At 44.3% G+C, this 21,054-nt stretch carries 24 protein-coding genes; 19 read left to right on the plus strand and 5 right to left on the minus strand.

Annotated features, from left to right (window positions below; translation table 11 throughout):
• Positions 1-581 precede the first annotated feature (581 nt).
• The 4 genes from QUA43_RS28260 (at position 582) to QUA43_RS28275 (ending at position 3,535) form a co-directional block, all read left to right on the plus strand.
• The gene (locus QUA43_RS28260) at positions 582-818 is read left to right on the plus strand and encodes an HNH endonuclease (protein ID WP_333297715.1); all 237 of its coding nucleotides are present in this window, start codon (positions 582-584) and stop codon (positions 816-818) included.
• Between the two features lie 111 nt (positions 819-929).
• Positions 930-2,129 carry a ribonuclease III gene (rnc, locus tag QUA43_RS28265; RefSeq protein WP_333378781.1) on the plus strand — a complete coding sequence of 400 codons (1,200 nt, stop codon included), beginning with the start codon at positions 930-932 and terminating at the stop codon, positions 2,127-2,129.
• 47 nt (positions 2,130-2,176) lie between these two features.
• Positions 2,177-2,887: a ribonuclease III gene (gene rnc / locus QUA43_RS28270; protein WP_333378783.1), complete on the plus strand. Its 711-nt coding sequence runs from the start codon at positions 2,177-2,179 to the stop codon at positions 2,885-2,887.
• A gap of 219 nt (positions 2,888-3,106) precedes the next feature.
• Entirely contained in the window at positions 3,107-3,535 is a 429-nt protein-coding gene (locus QUA43_RS28275; RefSeq protein WP_333378785.1) for a DUF1824 family protein, read from the plus strand.
• A 294-nt stretch (positions 3,536-3,829) separates the two neighbouring features.
• On the opposite strand, the gene glgA is transcribed toward QUA43_RS28275, so the two are convergent.
• Positions 3,830-5,257, minus strand: coding sequence for a glycogen synthase GlgA (gene glgA / locus QUA43_RS28280; protein WP_333378787.1), 1,428 nt, complete (start codon positions 5,255-5,257; stop codon positions 3,830-3,832).
• Between the two features lie 446 nt (positions 5,258-5,703).
• Here glgA and QUA43_RS28285 point away from each other — a divergent pair, with 446 nt between their 5' ends.
• From QUA43_RS28285 to QUA43_RS28335, 11 genes are all read left to right on the plus strand, one after another.
• Positions 5,704-6,021, plus strand: coding sequence for a hypothetical protein (locus tag QUA43_RS28285; protein WP_333378789.1), 318 nt, complete (start codon positions 5,704-5,706; stop codon positions 6,019-6,021).
• Positions 6,022-6,533: 512 nt separating this feature from the next.
• On the plus strand, positions 6,534-7,142 hold the full coding sequence (locus tag QUA43_RS28290; protein WP_333378791.1) for a COP23 domain-containing protein: 609 nt from the start codon (positions 6,534-6,536) through the stop codon (positions 7,140-7,142).
• Positions 7,051-7,941: a serine protease gene (locus tag QUA43_RS28295; RefSeq protein WP_333378793.1), complete on the plus strand. Its 891-nt coding sequence runs from the start codon at positions 7,051-7,053 to the stop codon at positions 7,939-7,941. The genes QUA43_RS28290 and QUA43_RS28295 overlap by 92 nt, the downstream gene beginning before the upstream one ends.
• Before the next feature lie 328 nt (positions 7,942-8,269).
• On the plus strand, positions 8,270-9,166 hold the full coding sequence (locus QUA43_RS28300) for a serine protease (protein WP_333378795.1): 897 nt from the start codon (positions 8,270-8,272) through the stop codon (positions 9,164-9,166).
• Between the two features lie 105 nt (positions 9,167-9,271).
• Positions 9,272-9,868: a hypothetical protein gene (locus QUA43_RS28305; RefSeq protein WP_333378797.1), complete on the plus strand. Its 597-nt coding sequence runs from the start codon at positions 9,272-9,274 to the stop codon at positions 9,866-9,868.
• Between the two features lie 5 nt (positions 9,869-9,873).
• Positions 9,874-10,413, plus strand: coding sequence for a L,D-transpeptidase (locus QUA43_RS28310; RefSeq protein ID WP_333378798.1), 540 nt, complete (start codon positions 9,874-9,876; stop codon positions 10,411-10,413).
• Positions 10,414-10,666: 253 nt separating this feature from the next.
• On the plus strand, positions 10,667-12,817 hold the full coding sequence (locus tag QUA43_RS28315; RefSeq protein WP_333378800.1) for a VWD domain-containing protein: 2,151 nt from the start codon (positions 10,667-10,669) through the stop codon (positions 12,815-12,817).
• A 194-nt stretch (positions 12,818-13,011) separates the two neighbouring features.
• Positions 13,012-13,215 carry a hypothetical protein gene (locus tag QUA43_RS28320; protein WP_333378802.1) on the plus strand — a complete coding sequence of 68 codons (204 nt, stop codon included), beginning with the start codon at positions 13,012-13,014 and terminating at the stop codon, positions 13,213-13,215.
• Positions 13,212-13,484 carry a type II toxin-antitoxin system RelE/ParE family toxin gene (locus QUA43_RS28325; RefSeq protein ID WP_333378804.1) on the plus strand — a complete coding sequence of 91 codons (273 nt, stop codon included), beginning with the start codon at positions 13,212-13,214 and terminating at the stop codon, positions 13,482-13,484. Before QUA43_RS28320 ends, QUA43_RS28325 begins: the two co-directional genes overlap by 4 nt.
• Before the next feature lie 150 nt (positions 13,485-13,634).
• A complete protein-coding gene (locus tag QUA43_RS28330; protein ID WP_333378806.1) occupies positions 13,635-13,862 on the plus strand; it encodes a CopG family transcriptional regulator in 228 nt (75 codons plus the stop codon).
• Positions 13,849-14,079, plus strand: coding sequence for a type II toxin-antitoxin system PemK/MazF family toxin (locus QUA43_RS28335; RefSeq protein WP_333378807.1), 231 nt, complete (start codon positions 13,849-13,851; stop codon positions 14,077-14,079). The genes QUA43_RS28330 and QUA43_RS28335 overlap by 14 nt, the downstream gene beginning before the upstream one ends.
• 145 nt (positions 14,080-14,224) lie before the next feature.
• On the opposite strand, the gene QUA43_RS28340 is transcribed toward QUA43_RS28335, so the two are convergent.
• The gene (locus tag QUA43_RS28340; protein ID WP_333378808.1) at positions 14,225-15,052 is read right to left on the minus strand and encodes a S1C family serine protease; all 828 of its coding nucleotides are present in this window, start codon (positions 15,050-15,052) and stop codon (positions 14,225-14,227) included.
• Between the two features lie 356 nt (positions 15,053-15,408).
• A complete protein-coding gene (hemC, locus tag QUA43_RS28345) occupies positions 15,409-16,380 on the minus strand; it encodes a hydroxymethylbilane synthase (RefSeq protein WP_333378810.1) in 972 nt (323 codons plus the stop codon).
• A gap of 136 nt (positions 16,381-16,516) precedes the next feature.
• Between hemC and QUA43_RS28350 the strand changes: the two genes are divergently transcribed.
• The 3 genes from QUA43_RS28350 to QUA43_RS28360 all read left to right on the plus strand — a co-directional run bounded on the left by QUA43_RS28350 (position 16,517) and on the right by QUA43_RS28360 (position 17,845).
• Positions 16,517-16,747 (plus strand): hypothetical protein, encoded by a 231-nt coding sequence (locus QUA43_RS28350; RefSeq protein ID WP_333378812.1) that lies wholly within the window; start codon positions 16,517-16,519, stop codon positions 16,745-16,747.
• 201 nt (positions 16,748-16,948) lie between these two features.
• The gene (locus tag QUA43_RS28355) at positions 16,949-17,404 is read left to right on the plus strand and encodes a type II toxin-antitoxin system antitoxin SocA domain-containing protein (RefSeq protein ID WP_333378813.1); all 456 of its coding nucleotides are present in this window, start codon (positions 16,949-16,951) and stop codon (positions 17,402-17,404) included.
• Positions 17,405-17,845, plus strand: coding sequence for an MAG6450 family protein (locus tag QUA43_RS28360; RefSeq protein WP_333378815.1), 441 nt, complete (start codon positions 17,405-17,407; stop codon positions 17,843-17,845).
• A 101-nt stretch (positions 17,846-17,946) separates the two neighbouring features.
• On the opposite strand, the gene QUA43_RS28365 is transcribed toward QUA43_RS28360, so the two are convergent.
• Both QUA43_RS28365 and QUA43_RS28370 read right to left on the minus strand, forming a co-directional pair.
• Positions 17,947-18,948 carry a hypothetical protein gene (locus tag QUA43_RS28365; protein WP_333378817.1) on the minus strand — a complete coding sequence of 334 codons (1,002 nt, stop codon included), beginning with the start codon at positions 18,946-18,948 and terminating at the stop codon, positions 17,947-17,949.
• Between the two features lie 145 nt (positions 18,949-19,093).
• Positions 19,094-19,654, minus strand: coding sequence for a hypothetical protein (locus tag QUA43_RS28370; RefSeq protein ID WP_333378819.1), 561 nt, complete (start codon positions 19,652-19,654; stop codon positions 19,094-19,096).
• A gap of 192 nt (positions 19,655-19,846) precedes the next feature.
• On the opposite strand from QUA43_RS28370, the gene QUA43_RS28375 reads away from it, so the two are divergent.
• Positions 19,847-20,932, plus strand: a complete 1,086-nt coding sequence (locus QUA43_RS28375; RefSeq protein ID WP_333378820.1) for a T4 RnlA family RNA ligase — start codon at positions 19,847-19,849, stop codon at positions 20,930-20,932.
• Positions 20,933-21,054 lie beyond the last annotated feature (122 nt).

Genomic DNA, 21,054 nt, shown 5'->3' on the forward strand with positions numbered 1-21,054 from the left:
CCTGCTCATCACCCTTATTGTCGCCTGGTTTAATTGACTTTATACTACCCCGTTGTAAAAAACCTACACCTGTCAGCTCGCGGGGGGAGGGGGAGAGATTGACATCTAGCTTCGCTGTCTGCTAGGCTTGAGGGAAATCATTGGGTCATCAAAATTCCAGTGCCGAGCGTGGGCTGCTGTCTCACCTATCGTATATGTATCTTTTTTTATACATATGCTTCAATATGTGATTAGTAAATAACATTGCTAAGTATTTATCTAAATATCTATTGCAGTTGTCTATTAATCTCATATAGATGTATACATATAAGAATATTTACATATACGGTAGATGAGACATCAGCTCACACCGAGCGTCACATAAAAAGTGTTTGCTTAGTGTGAGTTGTTCTCATTTATGAATTTACCGATAGAAAATTATCCACATAAGATAAGTAAATTAGAAGTAGCATTAATCCCTACTTTTAAATCTTATTTGTGTGGGAATATTCATCTCTTGCCAATCCTTAAGCAACACTCCTTATGTGCTGGATAACTGATGTTTCAACGCTGTTGTAAACAACAAGCACAAGGAAACCGAAATGAATCTAAAGCAGAAGCATAACAAGAAGCAAAAGCTTATCGATGATTATGGTCATAACTGTTGGTGGTGCGGTAAATGTCTCCCAGAAAATCAACTGACTATCGAACACTTGCGCCCCAGAAGCCGCGGTGGATCTGACAGTCTAGAAAACCTACGACTTGCTTGTCTTTCATGCAACCAGTCTCGCGGAAACAGTCTCTACCCTCCAAACTGGGTAAGGGGTAATTGTCTATAGGTAACATCTCAATTCACAAACCCGGTTTTTCAAATCAACCGGGTTTGACCCGGAAATAAAAAACCATAATCTACCCTAAGCGATCGAGAGAAGGAAATAACAAAGATGGCTATGAACAATAACGAACGAGTTGGCAATGCTTTAAACTTTCTCTGTCAGAGATTGTACCCTTATGTGGAACAACAAATGCAAGCATTTTACGGAGAGCGCTGGCTGGCAAAGGCTCAAGATTGCTTGGTAAACAATAAAATACCCAAAAGAAAAATAATAGACAATATTCTGCGTGAAGATGTTTTGACCCTGTTATCAGTCATGTCAAAGCAGTGGGATCATGTCTTCAAAAGGCATCTAACTCCTTTTGAAAATGCTCTAGTGATTGAACTTATAGAAGTCCGCAATAATTGGGCGCACAATTCCTCATTTTCCAGTGAAGACACCTATCGCGCTCTCGGCAGTATTGCCAAACTACTTAAAGCTATATCTGCATCTGAGGCAGATATTAAAGAAGTAGAAAAGCAAAAACAAGATGTCATGCGACTTCTTGTTGCTCAAGAGCAAACTCGTCACGAAACTAAAAGTTCTTCTGCTGAAGAATCTCGCTGTAGAGCAAGTTTAGCAGAATTACTACAAACACTAAATTTTCAGGATGCTTCTCTGTTAAATCAGGCACTTACTCACCGATCATTTCTTTTTGAAAATCCGAAAGAAGTAAGTGAAGACAACGAGCTACTAGAGTTTCTCGGTGATGCCTTGTTAACTTTTCTGAGCGCTGAATATCTCTATCGTGATTATTCAAATAAAAGTGAGGGTGAACTGACTTGCATACGTTCTGCGTTAGTAGATAAGGCACAGTTAGCGAAGTTTGCGATCGAGTTAGACATTGGCCAATGGATGCGGTTAAGCAAAGGTGAAGTAACAAGTGGAGGAAGAACGAAGAACACGCTGCTTAGTAACACTTTTGAAGCTGTTATCGGCGCGTACTTTCTCGATTCTGGTATTGAGGCTGTCCGTGAGTTTGTAGAGTCGCTGTTTACTTCAGTAGTTGAAGATTTCTTGTCTCCTACGCCTGATATCGATTCCAAACACCTTGTAGATTCAAAAAATCGGTTTCAGGAATGGGTACATCGCAATATCGGGCCAATTCCCCCTCAATACATAACAATTAATGAGGCTGGCCCTAGTCATGCTAAAGAATTTACTGTTGAACTGCGCGTGAAGGATGAGGTGTACGGTCAAGCTACAGCTAGCAGTAAAAAAGACGCTGAAAAGCTGGCTGCTGAAGCTGGACTGAAAAAAATAGAGCTAATGTAAAGACTTTTTCCCTACAATTGATTTGCTGAATAACTAAACAAACAAAAATGCCAAAAGTTCCAAAATTTCCAAAACTTCCCAAATTTAAAAATGAATCACTTCTAAGTCGCGCACTCACTCACCGATCCTACGTTAACGAACACCCAGAAGCAGGCGAACACAACGAGCGACTAGAATTCCTCGGCGACGCCCTGCTAGGTTATCTAGTTGGCGAAATCTTGTACAAGCGCTATGAAGATTTTAGCGAAGCTCAATTAACTCGCTTGCGTTCTGGATTAGTCGATCAGGATCAGCTAGCAAAGTTTGCTGAGCAACTAGGTATAGGCAAGTTAATGCGCCTGGGAAAAGGGGCAGAACAAGATAAAGGTCGCCAAAATCCCTCTTTGCTTTGCGATACTTTTGAAGCGATTATTGGTGCGTACTATCTCGACTCAACCATTACACCTGTCCGCGCCTTTGTTAAAAAGCTGTTTATTCCAGTTGCTGATAGTATGGTTTACCCTCAGTCCGATGCTGGGCAGAAAAACCTTATAGACTCTAAAAATCGATTTCAGGAGTGGGCTCTGGCAAAATTCGGTCAAAACCCTGAATATTCAATCATTGATGAGGAAGGCCCGGATCATGCCAAAGAGTTCACTGCTGAAGTGTATGTCAGCGGTAAAATGTACGGTGTTGGCAGGGGTCGTCGCAAACAAGATGCTGAGAAAAATGCGGCAGAAGATGCGCTAGCAAAACTGAAAAAACCCGGACTGATCTAAACTTGAAAACGCGGGTAAAAACTACTAGCTTTTTTGTGCGATTCGGGCGTTGGCTAAGCCCTGGAAGACGATCGCCCGAATTGATGGCCAGAGCACACAATGGGCTATAATCAGGACTTGTGCAAGTGTTACCTCCGTCGATCGAGGGTTGCAATGGCAGAAATTCGTTGACGAGTGCCCGATTGTCGATCGTAATTTTGGGAAATATCAGAGCAATTCATGTCTACTCAAAACCCGACTACCCTAACTGTTGAAGAAGCACAGCAAATCCTCAAGGATTTCACTTGTCTGGATATGCAATCTGTAGCATCGCCGCTGGAAAAACAGGCACTCCGTCAAGCGATTTTGCTGGTAGCAAGTTTGTCGGATTATCAAATGTTGGGAGTGTGCGCTTCTTCGACGGATGAGGGGTTTTTAGCTTTAGAAGCTTATTTAAAAGCTTTGGGATATCAAGCTGTTTTAGATCCCCATGCTGTCTCGACCTTTGCGGGTTCGGTTTATATTAAGTTCAATACTTTGAAGGGGTCGTATTATGTTGACGGCTATCCCGGAACTTACCGGGGCGTTTTGGTGTCGTGTCAATCTTCCTCAGAAGGTGGAGTTAGTGGCACTTACGGTCATTTACCTCTCGATTTATTTGTTGATTAATTTGTCAGTAGTCAGTAGTCATTAGTCATTAGTCAGTAGTCAGTAGTCAGTAGTCAGTAGTCATTAGTCAGTAGTCAGTAGTCAGTCGATCGATTAAATTGAATCAAAAACTGACTGAAAGCATCCAGGATACAAGCCCCCGGACTCATCCGTGGGGTCAATGCTTCAATCTAAAATCTAAAATCTAAAATCTAAAATCGATTGACTGATGCACCTTACTAAGCTGTAGGGTGCGTCAGCCGATCGCCCCTCGATTCAGTCGAATCAAACAGCGACTGACGCACCTTACTAAGATTAACCCTTACCAACGATCAATTCTGCCTCTGGTGCCGGTGCGGTTTCTTCCGGCGGCAATCCCAAAATATCGCTGTACAAGTTGACGTATTTCCGGGCCGAAATATCCCAGCTAAAATCTTCTCTCATGCCGCGCTGTTGCAGTTCTCTCCACTTATCTTTGTAGCGGAAACCTTCCCAAGTTCTGATCATGCAGGTGAACAAGTCGAGGGGTTCGTAGCGATCGAAACAGTAACCGGTACCGGTATTGTCGATCGGGTTGTTGTGGGAAACGGTATCGACTAAACCGCCGGTGCGGCGAACCATTGGCACGCACCCGTAGCGGAGGGCGAGCATTTGGCTGATGCCGCAGGGCTCGAAACGGCTGGGCATCAGGAAGCTGTCGCAGCCTGCGTAAACGCGCCGGGAGAGGGCCTCGTTGTAAAGTAGCTGGGTGGACATCCGACCGGGATAGCGGGCTGTCATTTGCCAGAGTTGGGTTTCGTAGTAGCGATCGCCCGTTCCGAGTACAATAAATTGAGCGTCGGTATAGGCCATGAACAGATCGAGCATTTGAATTATCAAATCCAATCCCTTCTGTTCTACCAGCCGCGTCACCATGCCGATCAAAAAAGCATTTTTATTCACTTCCAAACCGACTTCTTCTTGCAGCGCAATTTTATTAGCGGGGCGCTTTTCAATAGTATCAACACTAAATTGTTGATGGAGGTACTTGTCTGTTGCTGGGTTGTAAGATTCTGTATCAATTCCATTCAAAATGCCCGATACTTTACCGCCGAGGTAAGACAGCAAACCTTCCAAACTTTCCCCATAAGCTGGGGTTTTGATTTGCTCGGCGTAAGTCGGCGAAACTGTATTTACTCGATCGGCAAACTGTACTGCGGCAGCCATTGTATTGTGACCTTGCATATACCAAGGACACCAAGTCATCTGCTCCAAACGCCAGCGCCACGGCCCTTGATAAGCTAAATTGTGAATAGTAAAAACCGTGCTGATATCCGGGTCTTGGCTCATCCAAACAGGTATCATCCCCGTATGCCAGTCGTGACAGTGGATAATTTGGGGCTTCCAATGATTCCACGCAAATTCAGCCGCAGCATTGGCAAAGAAAGTGAACCTCCAATCTTCATCTAAACCGCCGTAAACGCGGCGCGGCAAGAAAGATGGATGTTGCATTAAGTATAAAGGTACATCGGTTCCCGGCAAAACAGTTTCAAACACCGAGAAGCTTTGGAACATGGCAGCCCCATCCCAAACAGGTTTTTTGGGAACATCCATTTTGTCGGGAACGAAACCGTAGTAGGGCATGAAGATGCGGACATCGTGGCCCATGCGCCGCAGAAATTTCGGCAAAGCGCCGACGACATCGCCCATACCGCCGACTTTGGCGAGGGGTGATGCTTCGGCGGATACAAATAAAATACGCATTATTTTTTTGTGTTCCTTGAGATTGTTACTCTAGATTAAGTTTAAATGGCGAGTGGCACAATATTAACGCGCCTTCCAAAAACAAGTATAAATCTCTATTGTCGATCGCTCCAGCAATTTTTTTTGTGCTTAGTTCAAGCATTTAGTAGAGGCTGTGAAGGAAATCTCAAATTTCCTGTCTCTAATCTCTAGTCTCAAATCGACCTTAGAGGTAGGAAGTATGGAGTTGATGGTAGATAAGATGCGTTTTGATAGTTCGGATACAAATACTGGGAATTGCTAATGGCGGACGTATTGATTGCGATCGCACATATTGTACCTGACCGTGTATGAATGGCGCTGGGGCAATAGTGTAAATTATTGTTACAAAACCTGCCAATATGCGTAAAAATAGAAGGCTTTTTCCTAAATACCTATAGAGGCTGAAATTTAGGGGGTAAAAAGCTATGGGGTTTGTGTCAAATGATGCTGCGGGCGATCGGGCTGACAAAGCAGGCGACAGCAATAGTAAACCCAAGTCAAATCAGAAGGTGGAAACAGATATGTCATCAGGGCGAGAAAGTAGGGAGAATCCGATTAATCAGGTTTTTGATAAAATCGAGGACATTCTGTCGGAAACTTGGGAAGAAACTGGGTTCGGAGAGGTGACTATTGAGAGTGAGAGGGAGAAGAAAAGTTTGATTCGGGTAACTGTTAAGGGTTCGACTCATTATCGGTACTTGATTACGGATGAAGATGTTGAGGAGTGGAAGTCGAGAACGTAAAGTGCGATCGATCGGGCTATTGGGCTAATCAGTCAGGTTAAACACGCTAACAGCTAGATTTTACGCGATATCTGTAGGGACGTGGCATTGCTGTGTCCTTACCGGTATCTGCTAAATAAATGGGGTTTTTCAACCGAGGGCGATCGCCAATAAAATTTTTGCATTGGGGGATTGATAAATGGAAGAGAATGATGTAAGATTCTGAGTTAAGGTTAATCAAACCTAAAGTGCATCTATGCTGTACAACTGTAAGCGCTGACAAGACCAAAATTTGAATCAACTGAATATAAGTGACTTAGAACCTAGTCTGTGACGGATGTGAGTTTCGCGGGGCTGGGGAAATGGCCGCAGGCGATCGGTTGAATATAGGTGAGATAAAACCTAGTCTGTGACGGATGTGAGTTTCGCGAGGCTGGGGAAATGGCTTTTTCGATCGGTGCGATCGCATTTGTCTTTTCTCCGGGTTGTTGTTTTTTGGCAAATAATTAGTTTTTTGAGAGAAGTTAATAATCATGAGCAAATGGCAATCAATGACTGCTTTGACAGTAGGGGCGATCGCGATCGCCCTTAGCAGCGTATCTTTTATCACCAAACCCGCTCAAAGTCAACCGGCACCGGGACAGCGCGGTTTCTGGTGCGACAATTCAACCGGCGTGCCGACAACTATGTATCAAAACGTACAGGGAAATCGAGAACCTTGGATTCGGTGGGTTTCCAATGATTTCTCCGGTGCTGGCTACGATCCTGTGACTCGCTGCCGCGAGGTGAGCGCTCGCCTGGAAACTTTCCGCAGTAACAAAGAGCTTAAGTTCATCACTGTGGGGTTCATGAACGGGCAGCGGGTGGTTTGCACGACTAGCCAAGTGAACGGCCGCTGCCAAGGATTAATATTTACACTGAAACCAAATCAAGATGCAGTGAAAACACTGAATAATCTCTTGGCTTGGCGGGAGGGACAAGCGGGTGCTCCTTCTCTGTCTGAAAGCAAGGACAGTATTCCTTTCATTGATGTCAGCGGCAGGTTGGGAGATGAGGGAAGTACGATCGCGCCTCCTGCACCTAGAAATAGTCAACCTGCACCTCAACAACCGAGCACTGGTGCCGGATCGCGGGAGCTCTAAGGTGATGAATTTGCGGAAACTGGGACTGACGGGAGTTTGTGCGGTTGTGCTGAGTATTTTTCCAGCTAGTTGCAGCGTTATTGCCCAACCAGTTAGCGCAAATTCTCCCGTTACTGATGCTCAAAGTGCCGGTGTTGAAAGATTGGCAAAGTTAACGACGGTACGTATTTTAACGCCTGATGCTTCGGGTTCCGGGGCGATCGTCCAGCGGCAGGGTCAAGTCTACACGGTGCTGACAAATTGGCACGTTGTCGGTTTCAGCCAGCAGCATACCGCGATCGCGCCAGACGGTCAGCGGTATCGGCTGCTAGGTGTTCCGAAACAGTTGGGAAATGCGGATTTGGCGATCGTTCAATTTCGCAGTTCCACAATCTATCAAGTCACCAAAATTAGCACTGATTTATTAAGAGTAGGAGAACCCGTATTTGCCGCCGGATTTCCGATGTATCGGGGCCGCAGTTTAACCACTACTTTCGAGCAAGGAATTCGGGCATTTCGATTTACCCAAGGTGCTGTATCGGTGCTGCCGCCAAAATCCCTCGCTCAAGGATATCGTTTGGGATACACAAATGATATTGCAGTGGGGATGAGCGGCGGGCCAATTTTTAACGATCGGGGGCTTTTAATTGGGATTAACGGTCGGATGAAAAACGGCGATCCTGATTTTGGAATTTATGCCTTTGAGGATGGAACTGAACCATCGGCAGGAATGTTGGAACTCATGGTGAATTCTAGTTGGGGAATTCCGATTACCACCTATTTGCGTTATGCGCGAGTTTCTCAAAGCTCCTCTTATTAAGGGGTTGATTCAATAACCTGTAGGGGCCGGTTCGCCAACAGCTTTAAACGCAGCAAATAGGTTAAAGAAACCCGCCCCAACCCATGCAAAACCCCCAATTGACCTTATCCCAAAATTAGGTTTTTTTCCGACAGGAGAAGGCTTCCAGAATTTTTTAATGAGATGTCTATTGGTGCAAGATGTGATTTTTTATTGACATCTTGCAGCATTCTTAACAAGCTTTGAGAAACCGGGTTTCTGACAGACAAATATAGGTTTAGATGCAAAGTCTTTGCCAGAAACCCGGTTTCTGCTACAGTGCAACATTTCAATTTCAACGGAGGTATTTATGAATTTCGGAGTTTCTCGTTTTAATTATGTTCCGGCGATCGTAGCAGGAACGGCAACAGTAGCAGCAATTATGATTAGCCAGCCAGTCATGGCAAAAACGGCTAAAGAAGTCGCTCAAATAGCAGTTCCCACTACAGTGCAGATCAACAATATCCTGAGTCCGGGGGATAGTGGTTCGGGAGTAATTATTGCTAAAAAAGGCAAGAATTATACAGTGCTAACGGCATATCATGTCGTGAAAAACCCCAACACTGAATTTATGATTCGGACTTCTAAGGGTAAAGAGCATAAGGTGACGGATGTCAAGGGTTTTCGGAATAATGAGAGCGGGCCAGATTTAGCAATTGCGATGTTTGAAAGTGACGAAGAATATTCCGTTGCACCGATTAGCAATTCCGATGAAGCAACGATTGGATCTGGGGTTTATATTTCGGGATATCCTTTACCGGCTGGCGGTGGGACAGAACGAGAATATCAGTTTACGAACGGGCAAGTTACTAATATTCGATCGAGTAACGATCAAGGATATACGATGCGTTATGATGCGGTGACGAGGCGGGGAATGAGCGGTGGGCCTGTGTTTGATGTGAGCGCGCGAGTGATTGGAATTCACGGACAAGGGGATACGGTTGGTACGGTAAGAAATGAGGCGGGGGAAAGGCAAGAAGAGTTGAAAACAGGGTTTAATTCGGCGATTCCGATTAATACTTTTGTGGGGATGATGTCGCAGGTAGGGATGGATAAATCTGCTTTTAAAATTGATAATAAACCGCCAGCTAATGTGGATGCGGAAGAGGTAAAGCCTGGGGAGGCTCAAGGTTGGTTTGCAGATTTTGGTAAAGATATTGTTAAAGATGTGATTCAACGGGGTATTCGGAGAATTTTGCCGTTTTAGGGCGTGAGGGCGATCGTTTTTATTGAGAGCGATCGCACTTCTGATTTACTTGAAGGTTCTGGACTTGTTTGGGTAATGTTAACTGCTCAATATGTGAGGTAAGTTATGGGCCTGATTCGATTTCGATTTATTAATTGGGGAATTTTTATTTTTGTTACAGTAGCAAGTACGTTGTCTGTTGCTAGCAATGGACAAGCACCGCCGTATCCTGAAGATCCAGGGCCTAATATTATCCGCCCTGAGTTTGATAATCCTGATGGAAATTCAAACGTTCCATCGCCATCGGCATCTAATGCAAGGGTTAGTTGTCCTATTACTGGCAAGTGGAAATTTAGTTCGCCTACAGATTTTGGATACAACCCTGAATCGGGATTTTTTGCTGGAGGACAACCTTATACTGCGATGGTAGAAATCACTGAGGATGGAGATAACCTCTCAATTTCTGGTTTTTATCAAAATAGCAGCGGGTTAGGTAAAGGACAGCGTTTGGGAGAGCAGATTACTAGCAGCATCCCTTTGCGATTTGGCAACGGACAATTAAGGGGTGATATTAGCGATCGCGGTTTCAAAATCAACGGTCAGATTGCCTTCTCGGATGGCAAACCCGATCGCAGTAAAGTGACAATTCCTTTCACAATGGAGCGACAAGCGCCTTGGCCTCGCCTTCCTCCTAATTCTCAACTGGTTTGTGGCGGTTGGTAGTGCTTATGTACAAGATGTTTAAGATTTTCACGTCACTCTCAAATTGGGTAGTTTTGTTGGCAGCAGCCACAGGTTTAATTGTTAGCCACCAACCTCTTGTGTTGGCCCAAGTGAGCGATCGGCTATCTCTTGAATTGCAACCGCCAGCTAATCAGGAAACTCGCCTAGAAGTCAGTCTTAGTCGTCGCCAAGTGACAGTTTACCGGGGTGCAGTTGAGGTAAAAAAATACCCGCTAGGTATTGGCAAAGCTGGATGGGAAACACCTACTGGCAGTTTTAAGGTTGTTCAGATGGTTCGCGACCCAATTTGGATGAACCCATTGACGGGTCAAATTGTCCCAGCCGGCGATCCGGCAAATCCGTTAGGTACTTACTGGATTGGGTTTTCTACTGAAGGTCGAATTTGGTATGGCTTTCACAGCACCAACCAGCCGCAAACAGTGGGACAGGCTATTTCTCACGGCTGTTTACGGATGTATAGCCAGGATGCAGAGGAATTATTTTCTCAGGTAAAGGTAGGCACTCTTGTCACTATTGTTCAGTAATCCTTTAATTATCTAGTTGAGGTAATTTATGCGTCGTATTCGTCTTTTTGCTCTTGGTATTGTTAGTTTTTTTGCTTTTTTAATGAGTGCTTTGCTGGCTCCTGGTACGATTGTCAATCGGGCTTTATCGGCTGCACTTTGTACGGTTTTCAGTTTTAGTTCGGCGGTTTGCACGGTGAATTTAGTTAATTCGTCCGATCGGGTGGTGGCGGCGACTCCGCTTGCTGTGGAAAGGAATATTTCGGATTGGTTGGTGCAGCGAGATCCGGGGGAGTTTGATGATGCACCGAATACGCCGCCTGCGAGTAATCCGCAAGTGCCACCGTTTCCTCAAGATCCGGGGCCGAATCAGCCATTACGTCCTGATTTTGATAATCCTCCAACGGGACAGACAACCGTCACCACACAAGTACCTAACTTAGAAGGTATATGGCTATATGCTGGAAGTTATCAACCAGATTTTTCAGGTTTGGTGGTTGGGAGGTTTATGAGGTTTTCAGTGGTTGATGGAGCTTTGACTATTGACAAATGTTCTTCTAACTGTATATCTGAAATTCAATATCCGGTACTGAACAACAGTACAGTTCCTTTTGAGCAAATGCTTGAGGTAGATTTTGCAGATGACGATATGAAGATTAAGCTTTTTCCAAACAAAGATTTCACTCTTTTTTTGGGTATTGCCGACAAGGTTGAAAATCAAAACTCTCAGCTAATTTACTTTTTTATTTCAAAATTAAGTCAATCAAAGTATCCTGCCAGAAACAATAGACAGAGAAAAACTAGCAATAAACAAGAAGTTTTTCTGCTTGCTAGTAACATCAATAATAGTAAGCTAGAGATCGGGAAGAAACAAGAAGTTTTTCTGCTTGCTGAAAATAAGAAGATAAGTAACGGTATTTGGTCATCAACAGCAAACCCACATTCTGCATATAGTCAATTTGGGGGATTCAGTAATGCAAACCTTACAAAAGATCAAGCTTTAGCAACGAGGTTTACACAAACTCCGACTGACACTTTCACTCTGGGAACTCCAGATACTCAAAGATCAGGATTCGGTGGAAAAGGACCAAATAATCTAAACAATAATCCATCACAGAACAATAATCGAGGAGGGAATGGTAGCTCAGGAGGGAACGGTAATCAAAGACGCAACAATAACTCGAATACGGGTACATCTAGAGAGGAGCAAGCAATTCAACTAGGTCAGGATCAGGCACCTCAACAGATAGATTTATTACAGGGGGGTGTCAACAAAATAGGAGATTCAATGCAATCGCTCCTGAATAATCTGGGGACACAAAAAAATACTATTGCTGGTGTTGGCGGTGCTATTGGCCTAGCTACTACTTTGGGGTTGGGAAACGCAAACGCATCCGCAAACGCATCAGAGATGGGAAATCCCGTAGATGACGCGGCTCAAATTGCGGCATTGTCTAGTGGTATGCGTTATTTCAATGCCTCATCCTGGGGCGATCCACATCTCACAAGCTTTGACGGTCAAAAATACGATCACCACGCAATCGGTGAATTTGTCCTTACCCGATCGAAAGACAAACACTTCGAGGTACAAGTTCGCGAAGCTCCCTATGGATCGAGCTCATCGCTGGGAATAAATATCGCCGCCGCTATGCGAGTCGGCAACGATCGCGTCGCCATCTATTCCCAAGATTTCCCTGATAACAACACCCAAGATCCCTTGCGCGTTAACGGCAAAACCATTTCAGGGGAAAAACAAAACCTATCGGGTGGTGGCTTTGTTGCTCGCACGGGCAGTGGTAGCTACCTCGTGCAGTGGCCGAGTGATGAGCAAGTAACAGTGAAGATTTTTAACAAGCTTGTTGAAGTGACACCGGGCGTAACAGAAGGCGATCGGGGTCAACTCGAAGGTTTACTCGGCAACTTCAACGGCAACCCCTCAGACGACTTTATGACTCGTGATGGTCGCGTCATTGCAGAAAATAAAGAAGCGATGAACATTGCGCGATCGGTATTAAGTAACTTTGATGTTAGCCGCTGGATTCCTATTCCACTCGACCCACTGACCGAAGCTTTTTTAGATTCCATTCATCGGCAATTCGGCGATAGTTGGCGGATTTCCCAAACAGAATCACTGTTTGATTATCCCGCTGGCAAAAATACTGATAGCTTCACTAATAAATCCTTTCCTAATGGTTTCAAGATATTGCGGATGCTTGCCCCGCAAGCGGTACAACTTGCGGAAGAAACTTGTCGCAAAGCTGAAGTACCAAGCGAACGCCTAGAAGGATGTTTATTTGATGTGGCGGCTAGCGGCGATGTCAGCCTTGCCAGTGTTGCTGCTAACATCCTTAAAAACGAAGTTAAGCAACGAGTTGAACAAGAAATTCGGAATCGCGTTCCGATTCCGATTCCTTTACCCTTCTAATTCGCGATCGCTCTTTTCATGCTCTTTCAAAAAAAGAGCGATCGCCTTTCTGGATGGGAAGGGCGATCGCCCTAACCATTGTAACTGTAAGGGCTGTCCCCCCCGCGATCGCCCCTCCTAAAACCTTGTTAATAAAAAGATAGCTGTTACAATAGAAGCATCATTCCTTTCTCACTCATCTCAATATCAAATCTATGAAAATAGAAGACTATCCCCTTGCCAAAGAATTAATCTTCGATACCGAAGGCAACATTAGTCAAGTCATACTCAATTATACTGACTATCAATATCTTCTCGATGCGATCGAAGAGCGAGGACTTATCCTCGCCATGCGCGAAGTAAAAGCTGAAAAGCCGTTAACTTTACAGCAAGCACTGACAGAACTGGAACAAGAATGAAAGTCGAATATCTACCCAGTTTTTTGAAGGATTTAAAAGCTCTTAAAAGTACACCTGTCTTTGAGCAAATCAAGGCAATCGCTTTTGAAGAAATACCAAATGTTACGGATTTACAGACAATTGTTAACTTGAAAAAATTAAAAGGCGATGACAATGCCTATCGGCTTCGGGTGGGCGACTATCGAATAGGTTTTTATTTTGAGGGCGAGATTGTTACTTTTGCTAGGGTTCTCCACCGGAAAGATATTTATCGTTACTTTCCACCTTAAATCACTTTGATGAATGTCCATCGCTCTTTTTGTGTGGAAGGGGGCTCTCTTTTGTTGAGGGAAAGCGCGATCGCTCTATCAATAGTAAAATTTACTTGGCTCGCTCGTGCTATCATCTAAAAATAATCTTTGTAATTACCAATTGCTAAGATGACGCAAGCTGAAAAAATATCGATTTCCTTACCGCGATCGCTAGCACAGTTTATTGAAAGCTACAAAATTGCCAAGGGCTGCGAATCTGACTCCCAAGTAATAGAAGTAGCACTGAAGTTATTAAGGCGTTTGGAACTAGAGTCTGCCTACCGAGAAGCATCTCTAGAAAATGACCCGGGTTGGGAGGCGACAGTTGCAGATGGACTGACAGATGAAACATGGTAAAATTTACTATACAAACCTAAGCCCTGCGGTGGGTTCCGAGATGGATAAACGCCGTCCCATCTTGATAGTCAGCAATGATGCCAATAACCGTGCTGCAAATACAGTCACGATTTTACCGATTACGTCGCTATCAAGCGAATTGCGAGAAATAGTTTTTGAGATATTGCTGCAAAAACCAGTATGTGATTTTTTGCATCTCTCAGCTTACACGCTGTGACTGGTTGAAACAATTTCTATTATTTCTCTGCAACCCATTCCTGTTGCTGTGAGGGAAGTGTAATTGAGGAAAGTGCGATCGCCCTTTTCGTCCCTTCTCAGAAAAAGGGCGATCGCCCGAATCACATATTACGGACAACTCCCGACTAATTCTGAGAATTGTCCTCAAAAGTCTCCTCAAATCCCGCTAGAAAATCATCCAAAGCTTCAGAGGCGATCGCCAAATTAATATTATCAGCATCTTCCCATCCCCACGTGTTCACCCCAACCACTTGACCGGCCATATTAATCAACGGGCCGCCAGAATTTCCCGGATTAATCGCCGCATCAGTTTGCAATACCTTCACCTCAGCAACATCATCTTCTTCATCGTCGCCTTCCTCATATTCCTCTGGTTCGCGAATTGCACTCACAATACCTTGAGTTACAGTTGAAGCAAACTGCCCCAAAGGATTGCCGACGGCAATTACTCTATCTCCCACTTTCACATCAAAAGACAACTCTAGGGGAGGATATTCTTGGGGAGAGTCCACTTGTTCCCCTGTGTTCGGGTCGAAGGTAAAATCGCTAATTAAGAGTAATGCTAAATCTTCTTCGGCATTACCAGTAAACACCACCTCTGCCAATCTCAATTTTCCGTCGTGAGTTTCGACTAAAACCTGTTCGATTTCATCTTCTTCATAGAAGTAATCTTCATCGGCAATATCTTCTACAACGTGATAGTTCGTGACAATTATGTCCGGCGATACAAAGAACCCGCTTCCTGAAGAAATCTCTTCTTCTGTATCCCAATCCATGACGTAAATTGAAACTAAGGACGGCAAGACTTGCTCGACTGCATCCGAAAAATTTCCTGCTTGAGTTTTGAACTCTTTCAATTGCTTCTGCAAAGCTTGTTGGTCTGCTTGCATTTTGCTATAGAGTTGCTGAACCTTTTTCACTTCCAGCTTTAATTGAGTTTCTCTAGCGCTCATATTTGGCTTTTACCTGAAATAAATTGCTGATTAATTTTGGATGTTTGATTGTAGATTGTGGATGGGGATGTTAAGAATTATAGGACTTACGAAAAAAACCGGTTTTTACCATAAATCTTGGGCTATACAGCGAGACTTACATCAGAAACCGGGTTGCTTAACACCCGTGCGGAGCGTCCTAAATTAGTCAGATATTTTTGAAATATATCGCGCAAGTCCTACCTAAAATCCCATCAAAAATCTACAATCAGACTGCTACTCTACCTATTCTGCCAAAGCAAACCGCCTGTTTTTTTTATTTTACAAAAGGCGATATATCGCGTCTCAAAGCATTGACAAAGAGATGCGGATCTGTTTTATGAACCACGTTGAACTTGGACAAATATTTCCTCCAAAATTTCACTAGCTCCCTGTTGGCGCAAGCGGTGAGCGAGGTCAATTCCGATCATTTCAGCAGTCTCGGCGGCGCCGGAAACACTATCTTTGACGAATCGCTTGCCGTCGAGACTCGATACCATTCCGGTTAAGGTTAATTGACCGTTTTCTATTTTGGTATTGACGCCGATCGGCACTTGACAGCCGCCTTCTAATTCCCGCAGAAATGCGCGTTCAGCATAACATCTTTGGGCGGTTTCCGAGTGTTCGAGAGCTTTAATCAGTGCCATGATTTCTGTGTCTCCGGCGCGGCATTCGATGCCCAAAGCACCTTGTCCGACGGCATGAAGGGAGATTTCAGCAGGGATAATTTGGTGGATGCGATCGCCCATTCCCAATCTTTCGAGGCCGGCAACTGCTAAAATAATCGCGTCGTAACCGCCCTCATCTAATTTAGCGAGTCTAGTATTGAGATTGCCGCGAATATCTTTAAATTCAAAATGAGGGAAATGGTGTCGCAGTTGAGCCAGCCGCCGCAGGGAAGAAGTTCCGATTACTGAACCTTCTGGGAGGGTGTCGAGTTGCTTGTCTTTGTGCTTGGAGTGAACTACCAGGGCGTCAGCGGGATTTTCCCGTTCGGTGACGCATCCTAAAATTAAACCTTCGGGCAAATTGGTAGGCAAATCTTTGAGGGAATGAACGGCAAAGTCCGTTTCATTGTTAATCATCCCCGTTTCTAATTCTTTGGTGAAAAGTCCTTTATCGCCAATTTTAGCGAGGGCGACATCAAGAATTATGTCCCCTTGGGTGGACATGGTGTGGACTTCAAAAGTGTGTTGCGGGAAGTGTTTCTGTAGCTGTTCTTGCACCCAGTGGGTTTGCACGAGAGCGAGTTGGCTTTTGCGGGAACCGATGCGAACGGTTCGGGAAGGGGCAGATGTGGTTGGGGACATAAGATCGATCGGAGGATAGCTTGAAATCAGCCAATATATTCACCTGATCTAGCGTACCGCAGGTGGGGACTTTAATTGCTGGTTGGGATAATTCGGGCGATCAAATAGAAATACCAGATTTTGACCGCCAGTAGCAGTGAGTCTTGATGATGTTTCCCCTCCAGCATTGGGCGTCGCTGGCATGGGGGCGATCGACATTCTGAAGCAAAGGCTGCCAGCGATGTACGATTTACTGAGATGTTGCACCATTGTCAATAAGCTTTTTATGAACGAGCTCTCCGGCCCGTTCCACAAGAAAATCTACTCTTTGTGGAACAGGCCGGAAAGCCTGTTCTTGAGAATGGTGCAAGATGTGAGATTTACCTAGCGTCGAGCCGGATGAACCTGGTTGGCAGGAGGAGTTAGCTTAGCTGCAGCGAGAAAGAATTAGCTCAAAGGTTGCGGGATTTGGGGAGATAAATGTAGTGGCGAGGGGAAAAGGGCGATCGAAAGTGCGATCGTACTTCTAAAGCCACCAAATAGCTTAGCATCAAAAGTGAACTTGTCAAATTACTAAAATCCTAAAACTATGAAAAGTGCTCTTGACGTAGCTCGTTACTTTTTATGTCGTGTCGATCGAGAAGCAGGCGATACCATTTCTCCTCTGAAACTGCAAAAGCTCGTATATTACGCGCAAGCTTGGAGTTTAGTATTTAGAAACCAGCCGCTATTTTTTCAAGAGATTGAAGCTTGGATTTCCGGCCCCATTGTCCGCGATGTGTGGGATGAGTACAAAGCTTACAAATATAGCGATATTCCTGCTCCCGATAATTTGGAAGCAGAATTTGATGAAGATGAGATCGAGGTACTCGAAGAAGTCTGGAATGCTTATGGAGAATTAAGCGCTAAACATCTTGCTGAATTGACGCAATCGGAGACACCTTGGGTCAACGCCCGCAAGGGATTAGAACCTGCTGAAATATCAACTAAAATTATATCCCGCGAGGATATTAAATCCTGCTATGCACTTTTGGCGGAGGCGTAAGTGGGGAAAAAAAGTCAAATACCAAAGCCATCTCAAAAAAAGCAACAAAGCAGAATTCCCGAGCAAGCAACTCAGTTAAATCGACCAAGCAGTACAGATGACGATCATCCTAGCTTCAGATTTACCTATGCAGATAAAAATCGTTGGCTTTTGTCTGACTGGACATCATCAGAAATCAATGACCTAATTGAAGGACTAAAGAAAATTGAGAAATATACTTGGGGCCAAATCAAAGGTCACGGATCAAAAAAACGAGGTGAATCAGTGGGAACGGGTTATAAGTTGATTAACATTCATTCGGCTTTGCCAGACAATATTCCTGAAGATGAGAGGTTATCCGAAATGCGAATTGATGAGAAAAAACGGATATTTGGGTTTCGCGTTCAATCTGTTTACTACATCATTTGGTTTGACCGCGACCATTCAGTTTGTCCAGAATAAAGTTTATGAGGAGTGAAAAAGGTCGATTCCCTACCCTGCGGGAAGGCACGCGCGTTCGGGATAGCTTCGCTCGCGCGTACCTTTTCCATTTCCAGCAAAATTTAACGTTGCCCTGCTTGAATTGCAGAATTTGCTATCTGGACAACTTCTTGCTGCCGTGCGTTTTTCCTTGTGAATCGGTACAGCACCCCCAGCCTTTGCCACTCAACAAAAGCAGTGCAGTAAGCACCGCAATTATTGAAATAAATCCCCCTGAATCCGCCCGCCAATTCAACGCTTCTGTAAGTATCCTGCGGCAATCGCGAAGGAGGCGAAAACGGTTCATTTCTTTTAGCTTCAATTGTGCCGAAATAACAGGCTGCCGCGCGGCATCCTTTGCCTAAATACATTCCCACAATGTAACCGTCGGCCCCCGCTTGCACATCAAAATCAAGTTGCTGAATGTCAGATAAAGGAAGTATACTAGGAAGAAAAACAGGCACTCGCGTTTTGCCTTTGATTTGCCGAAAGATGTTACTCGCAGGAAAACTACTGTTAGCTTGCTTTGCTGAATTATCGGGGATTGGGGGAAACTTTTGCACAAAATTCCTCCACTGCACAACTCTATTTTTAGCAATGTTAAAAGTGGGAATCGAGTATTTTTCTAGCGCAAAAGAAGGGCGACCATTTTTCAGGTTGAAGCTGCGGCGAATTACTGTAATTTCTGGTTTCCCTAACCCGTAAGCTGTGGCTATGGAACGGGCGAGATTGCAGCTAATTTTGAAGCGTCCCATCTCAATATTGCCATTTTCCGCTTGATAAGACCAATTGTAACCCTCAGAAGCCCGATCGCGATCGCACAGAAAATGAGAAATCTCAAACATCTTGGCAATATGAACATCGTACAACCGCAACTTGCGGCTGCCGGCAGATTTTGCAGTGTTGCGATCGGGTACAATAAATTGTATCGGTTGCCAGCTATCTTCAGGGGAAAAATTAAACCAGCGGATTTCTGTAATCGGGAGTTCAGTCCTTGCTAACGCTGAGTTTGGTGTCAAAGGTGCGATGGTAAAAGCAGTCACCACACAAGCAAAAATCGCCGCAAATAACCATCTTCTCCTCATCCTGATTTCCCCCTAAGTAGGTCAGCGCAAAAAAACCATAGCATCTTGTAAGAGGCGAGTGCGAGTTAAGATATATCATACAATAACGGTCAGGTACGCACGGAGCACCCTACAGATAGAAGTTGTGCGTCCCCGACTACAAAACTTAACGCTTCCCAGCTTGAATAGCAGAATTTGCTATTAAAATTAAATCAGATTCCCGTCCATTCTTAATTGCTACGGTATACATAAAATTCTGATTTTTCCACTCAAGAGTTGCTGTGCAGTAAGCCCCGCAACCATTGTGAAAAACTCCTTTCACTCCGCCCGCAAGTTGAACATTTTTTAATGTCTTAGTTACCCCTTCTAGTTTTGTAGAAAACTCACCGCCTTTCTGACCTCGAATTTCCCCAAAACTGCAAGCTCCCGCACCTCGGCAATCTGCTGTATACTCCATAGAAATAGTATAGCTGTCCGTTGTCGCTTGGCTTTGATAGTAAAGCTTCTGCGAGATAGGAAGCCGGCTGGGGAGGAAAATTGGTACTTGTGTTTTGCCTCTTAACTTTTGCAAGATTTGACTTACCGGAACAGCCGTACCCGCTACAGCAACAGATTGGGTTTCCGGCGGCCGCTGCGACAATTCGCACGCACCAAAAACTCGCGATACAGGTACTAAAACAGTTAATACACACGCCGAAGTCGCCAAAAGTAATAATTTATTGTTCACTGTGTTTTTCCTTGATGTCGAAACAGTCGAGTTTTTCGGTGAAGCACATTCACCTATTTACAACGATACTCGAAAATACAAAACTCCCAATAGGCATTCCGCAAAAAAGCAACTTTAACTTTTTGTTTACAAATTCCCTAAAATATGCAGTTACAGATAAAATATAGAAGGAGACAAATTTAGGAATCGAACGTGGAACTACAAGAGTATTTACGTCAGCACGGATTGGAAACTTTGTCCGAAACTTATCATATCAAAGTTACCCGCCACCGCCAATATCCCGATTTAGTCTGTCTGAAATACTCGCAGATAGAATCTCCCCTGGGCGAAAAAATAGTCCAGCAGTGCCGAGGCATTATTTTAGATTCATCTCAAGATTGGCAGATAGTTTCTTATCCCTACGACAAATTTTTTAATTACGGAGAAATTCACGCCGCTGCAATTGATTGGAGTCATGCCAAAGTTTACGAAAAACTAGACGGTTCTCTGACTGTACTGTATTTTTACAAGGGAGAATGGAGAGTGCAATCTAGCGGCACTCCCGACGCCGCCGGCGAAGTTAATGGTTTTGGGTTCACTTTTGCAGAGCTTTTTTGGAAAGTCTGGCAAGAATTGGGATATCAATTGCCACAAGAAACCGACCAGTGTTTTATCTTTGAGTTAATGACGCCTTACAATAGAATAGTTGTCCAGCAACAAAACAATCAAATCGTGCTGCACGGGGTTCGCAACACTCAAACGCTGCTAGAAACCGATCCGAGTATTTGGGCAAATAAATACGGCTGGGAATTGGTAGCATCCTATCCTTTAACTAGCTGGAAAGAAGTTATCGAAGCGGCTCAACATTTAGATCCGATGAATTCGGAAGGGTATATTATCTGCGATGCTAACTTCAACAGAGTTAAAGTTAAGTCTCCGCAATATGTCGCGATTTCCCATCTGCGCGAAGGGTTTTCGACCCGCCGCATGATAGAAATTGTTTTAACTAATGAAGGAGAAGAGTTTTTAGCTTATTTTCCTGAGTGGACTCAATTGTACGAAAAAGTTAAGGACAAATATCAATGTTTGGTTGGAGAAATCGAGGAAGTTTACCGACAGCACGAACATATAGAAGTTCAGAAAGATTTTGCTTTAGCTGTGAAACATTTGCCCTACTCCGGCATTTTGTTTTCTTTGCGGGCCCGAAGAGTTGCGGGAGTGAAAGAAGCTCTCCGTGATGTTACGATCCATAAAATAGAGCAGTTATTGGGTTTAGATTACATCCATTTAGGTTTGTGAAGAAGAAGGCACGACACGGATTTTGACACGGATACACGGATTAATTATCGAGCGTGAGGCAGATGTTTAAGGAAGAGGGAAGTTCGGCAACGGATTATGTAACGGATGTAACGGATGTAACG

The sequence above is a fragment of the Microcoleus sp. N9_B4 genome (assembly GCF_036701635.1).
Classification (GTDB): domain Bacteria; phylum Cyanobacteriota; class Cyanobacteriia; order Cyanobacteriales; family Microcoleaceae; genus Microcoleus.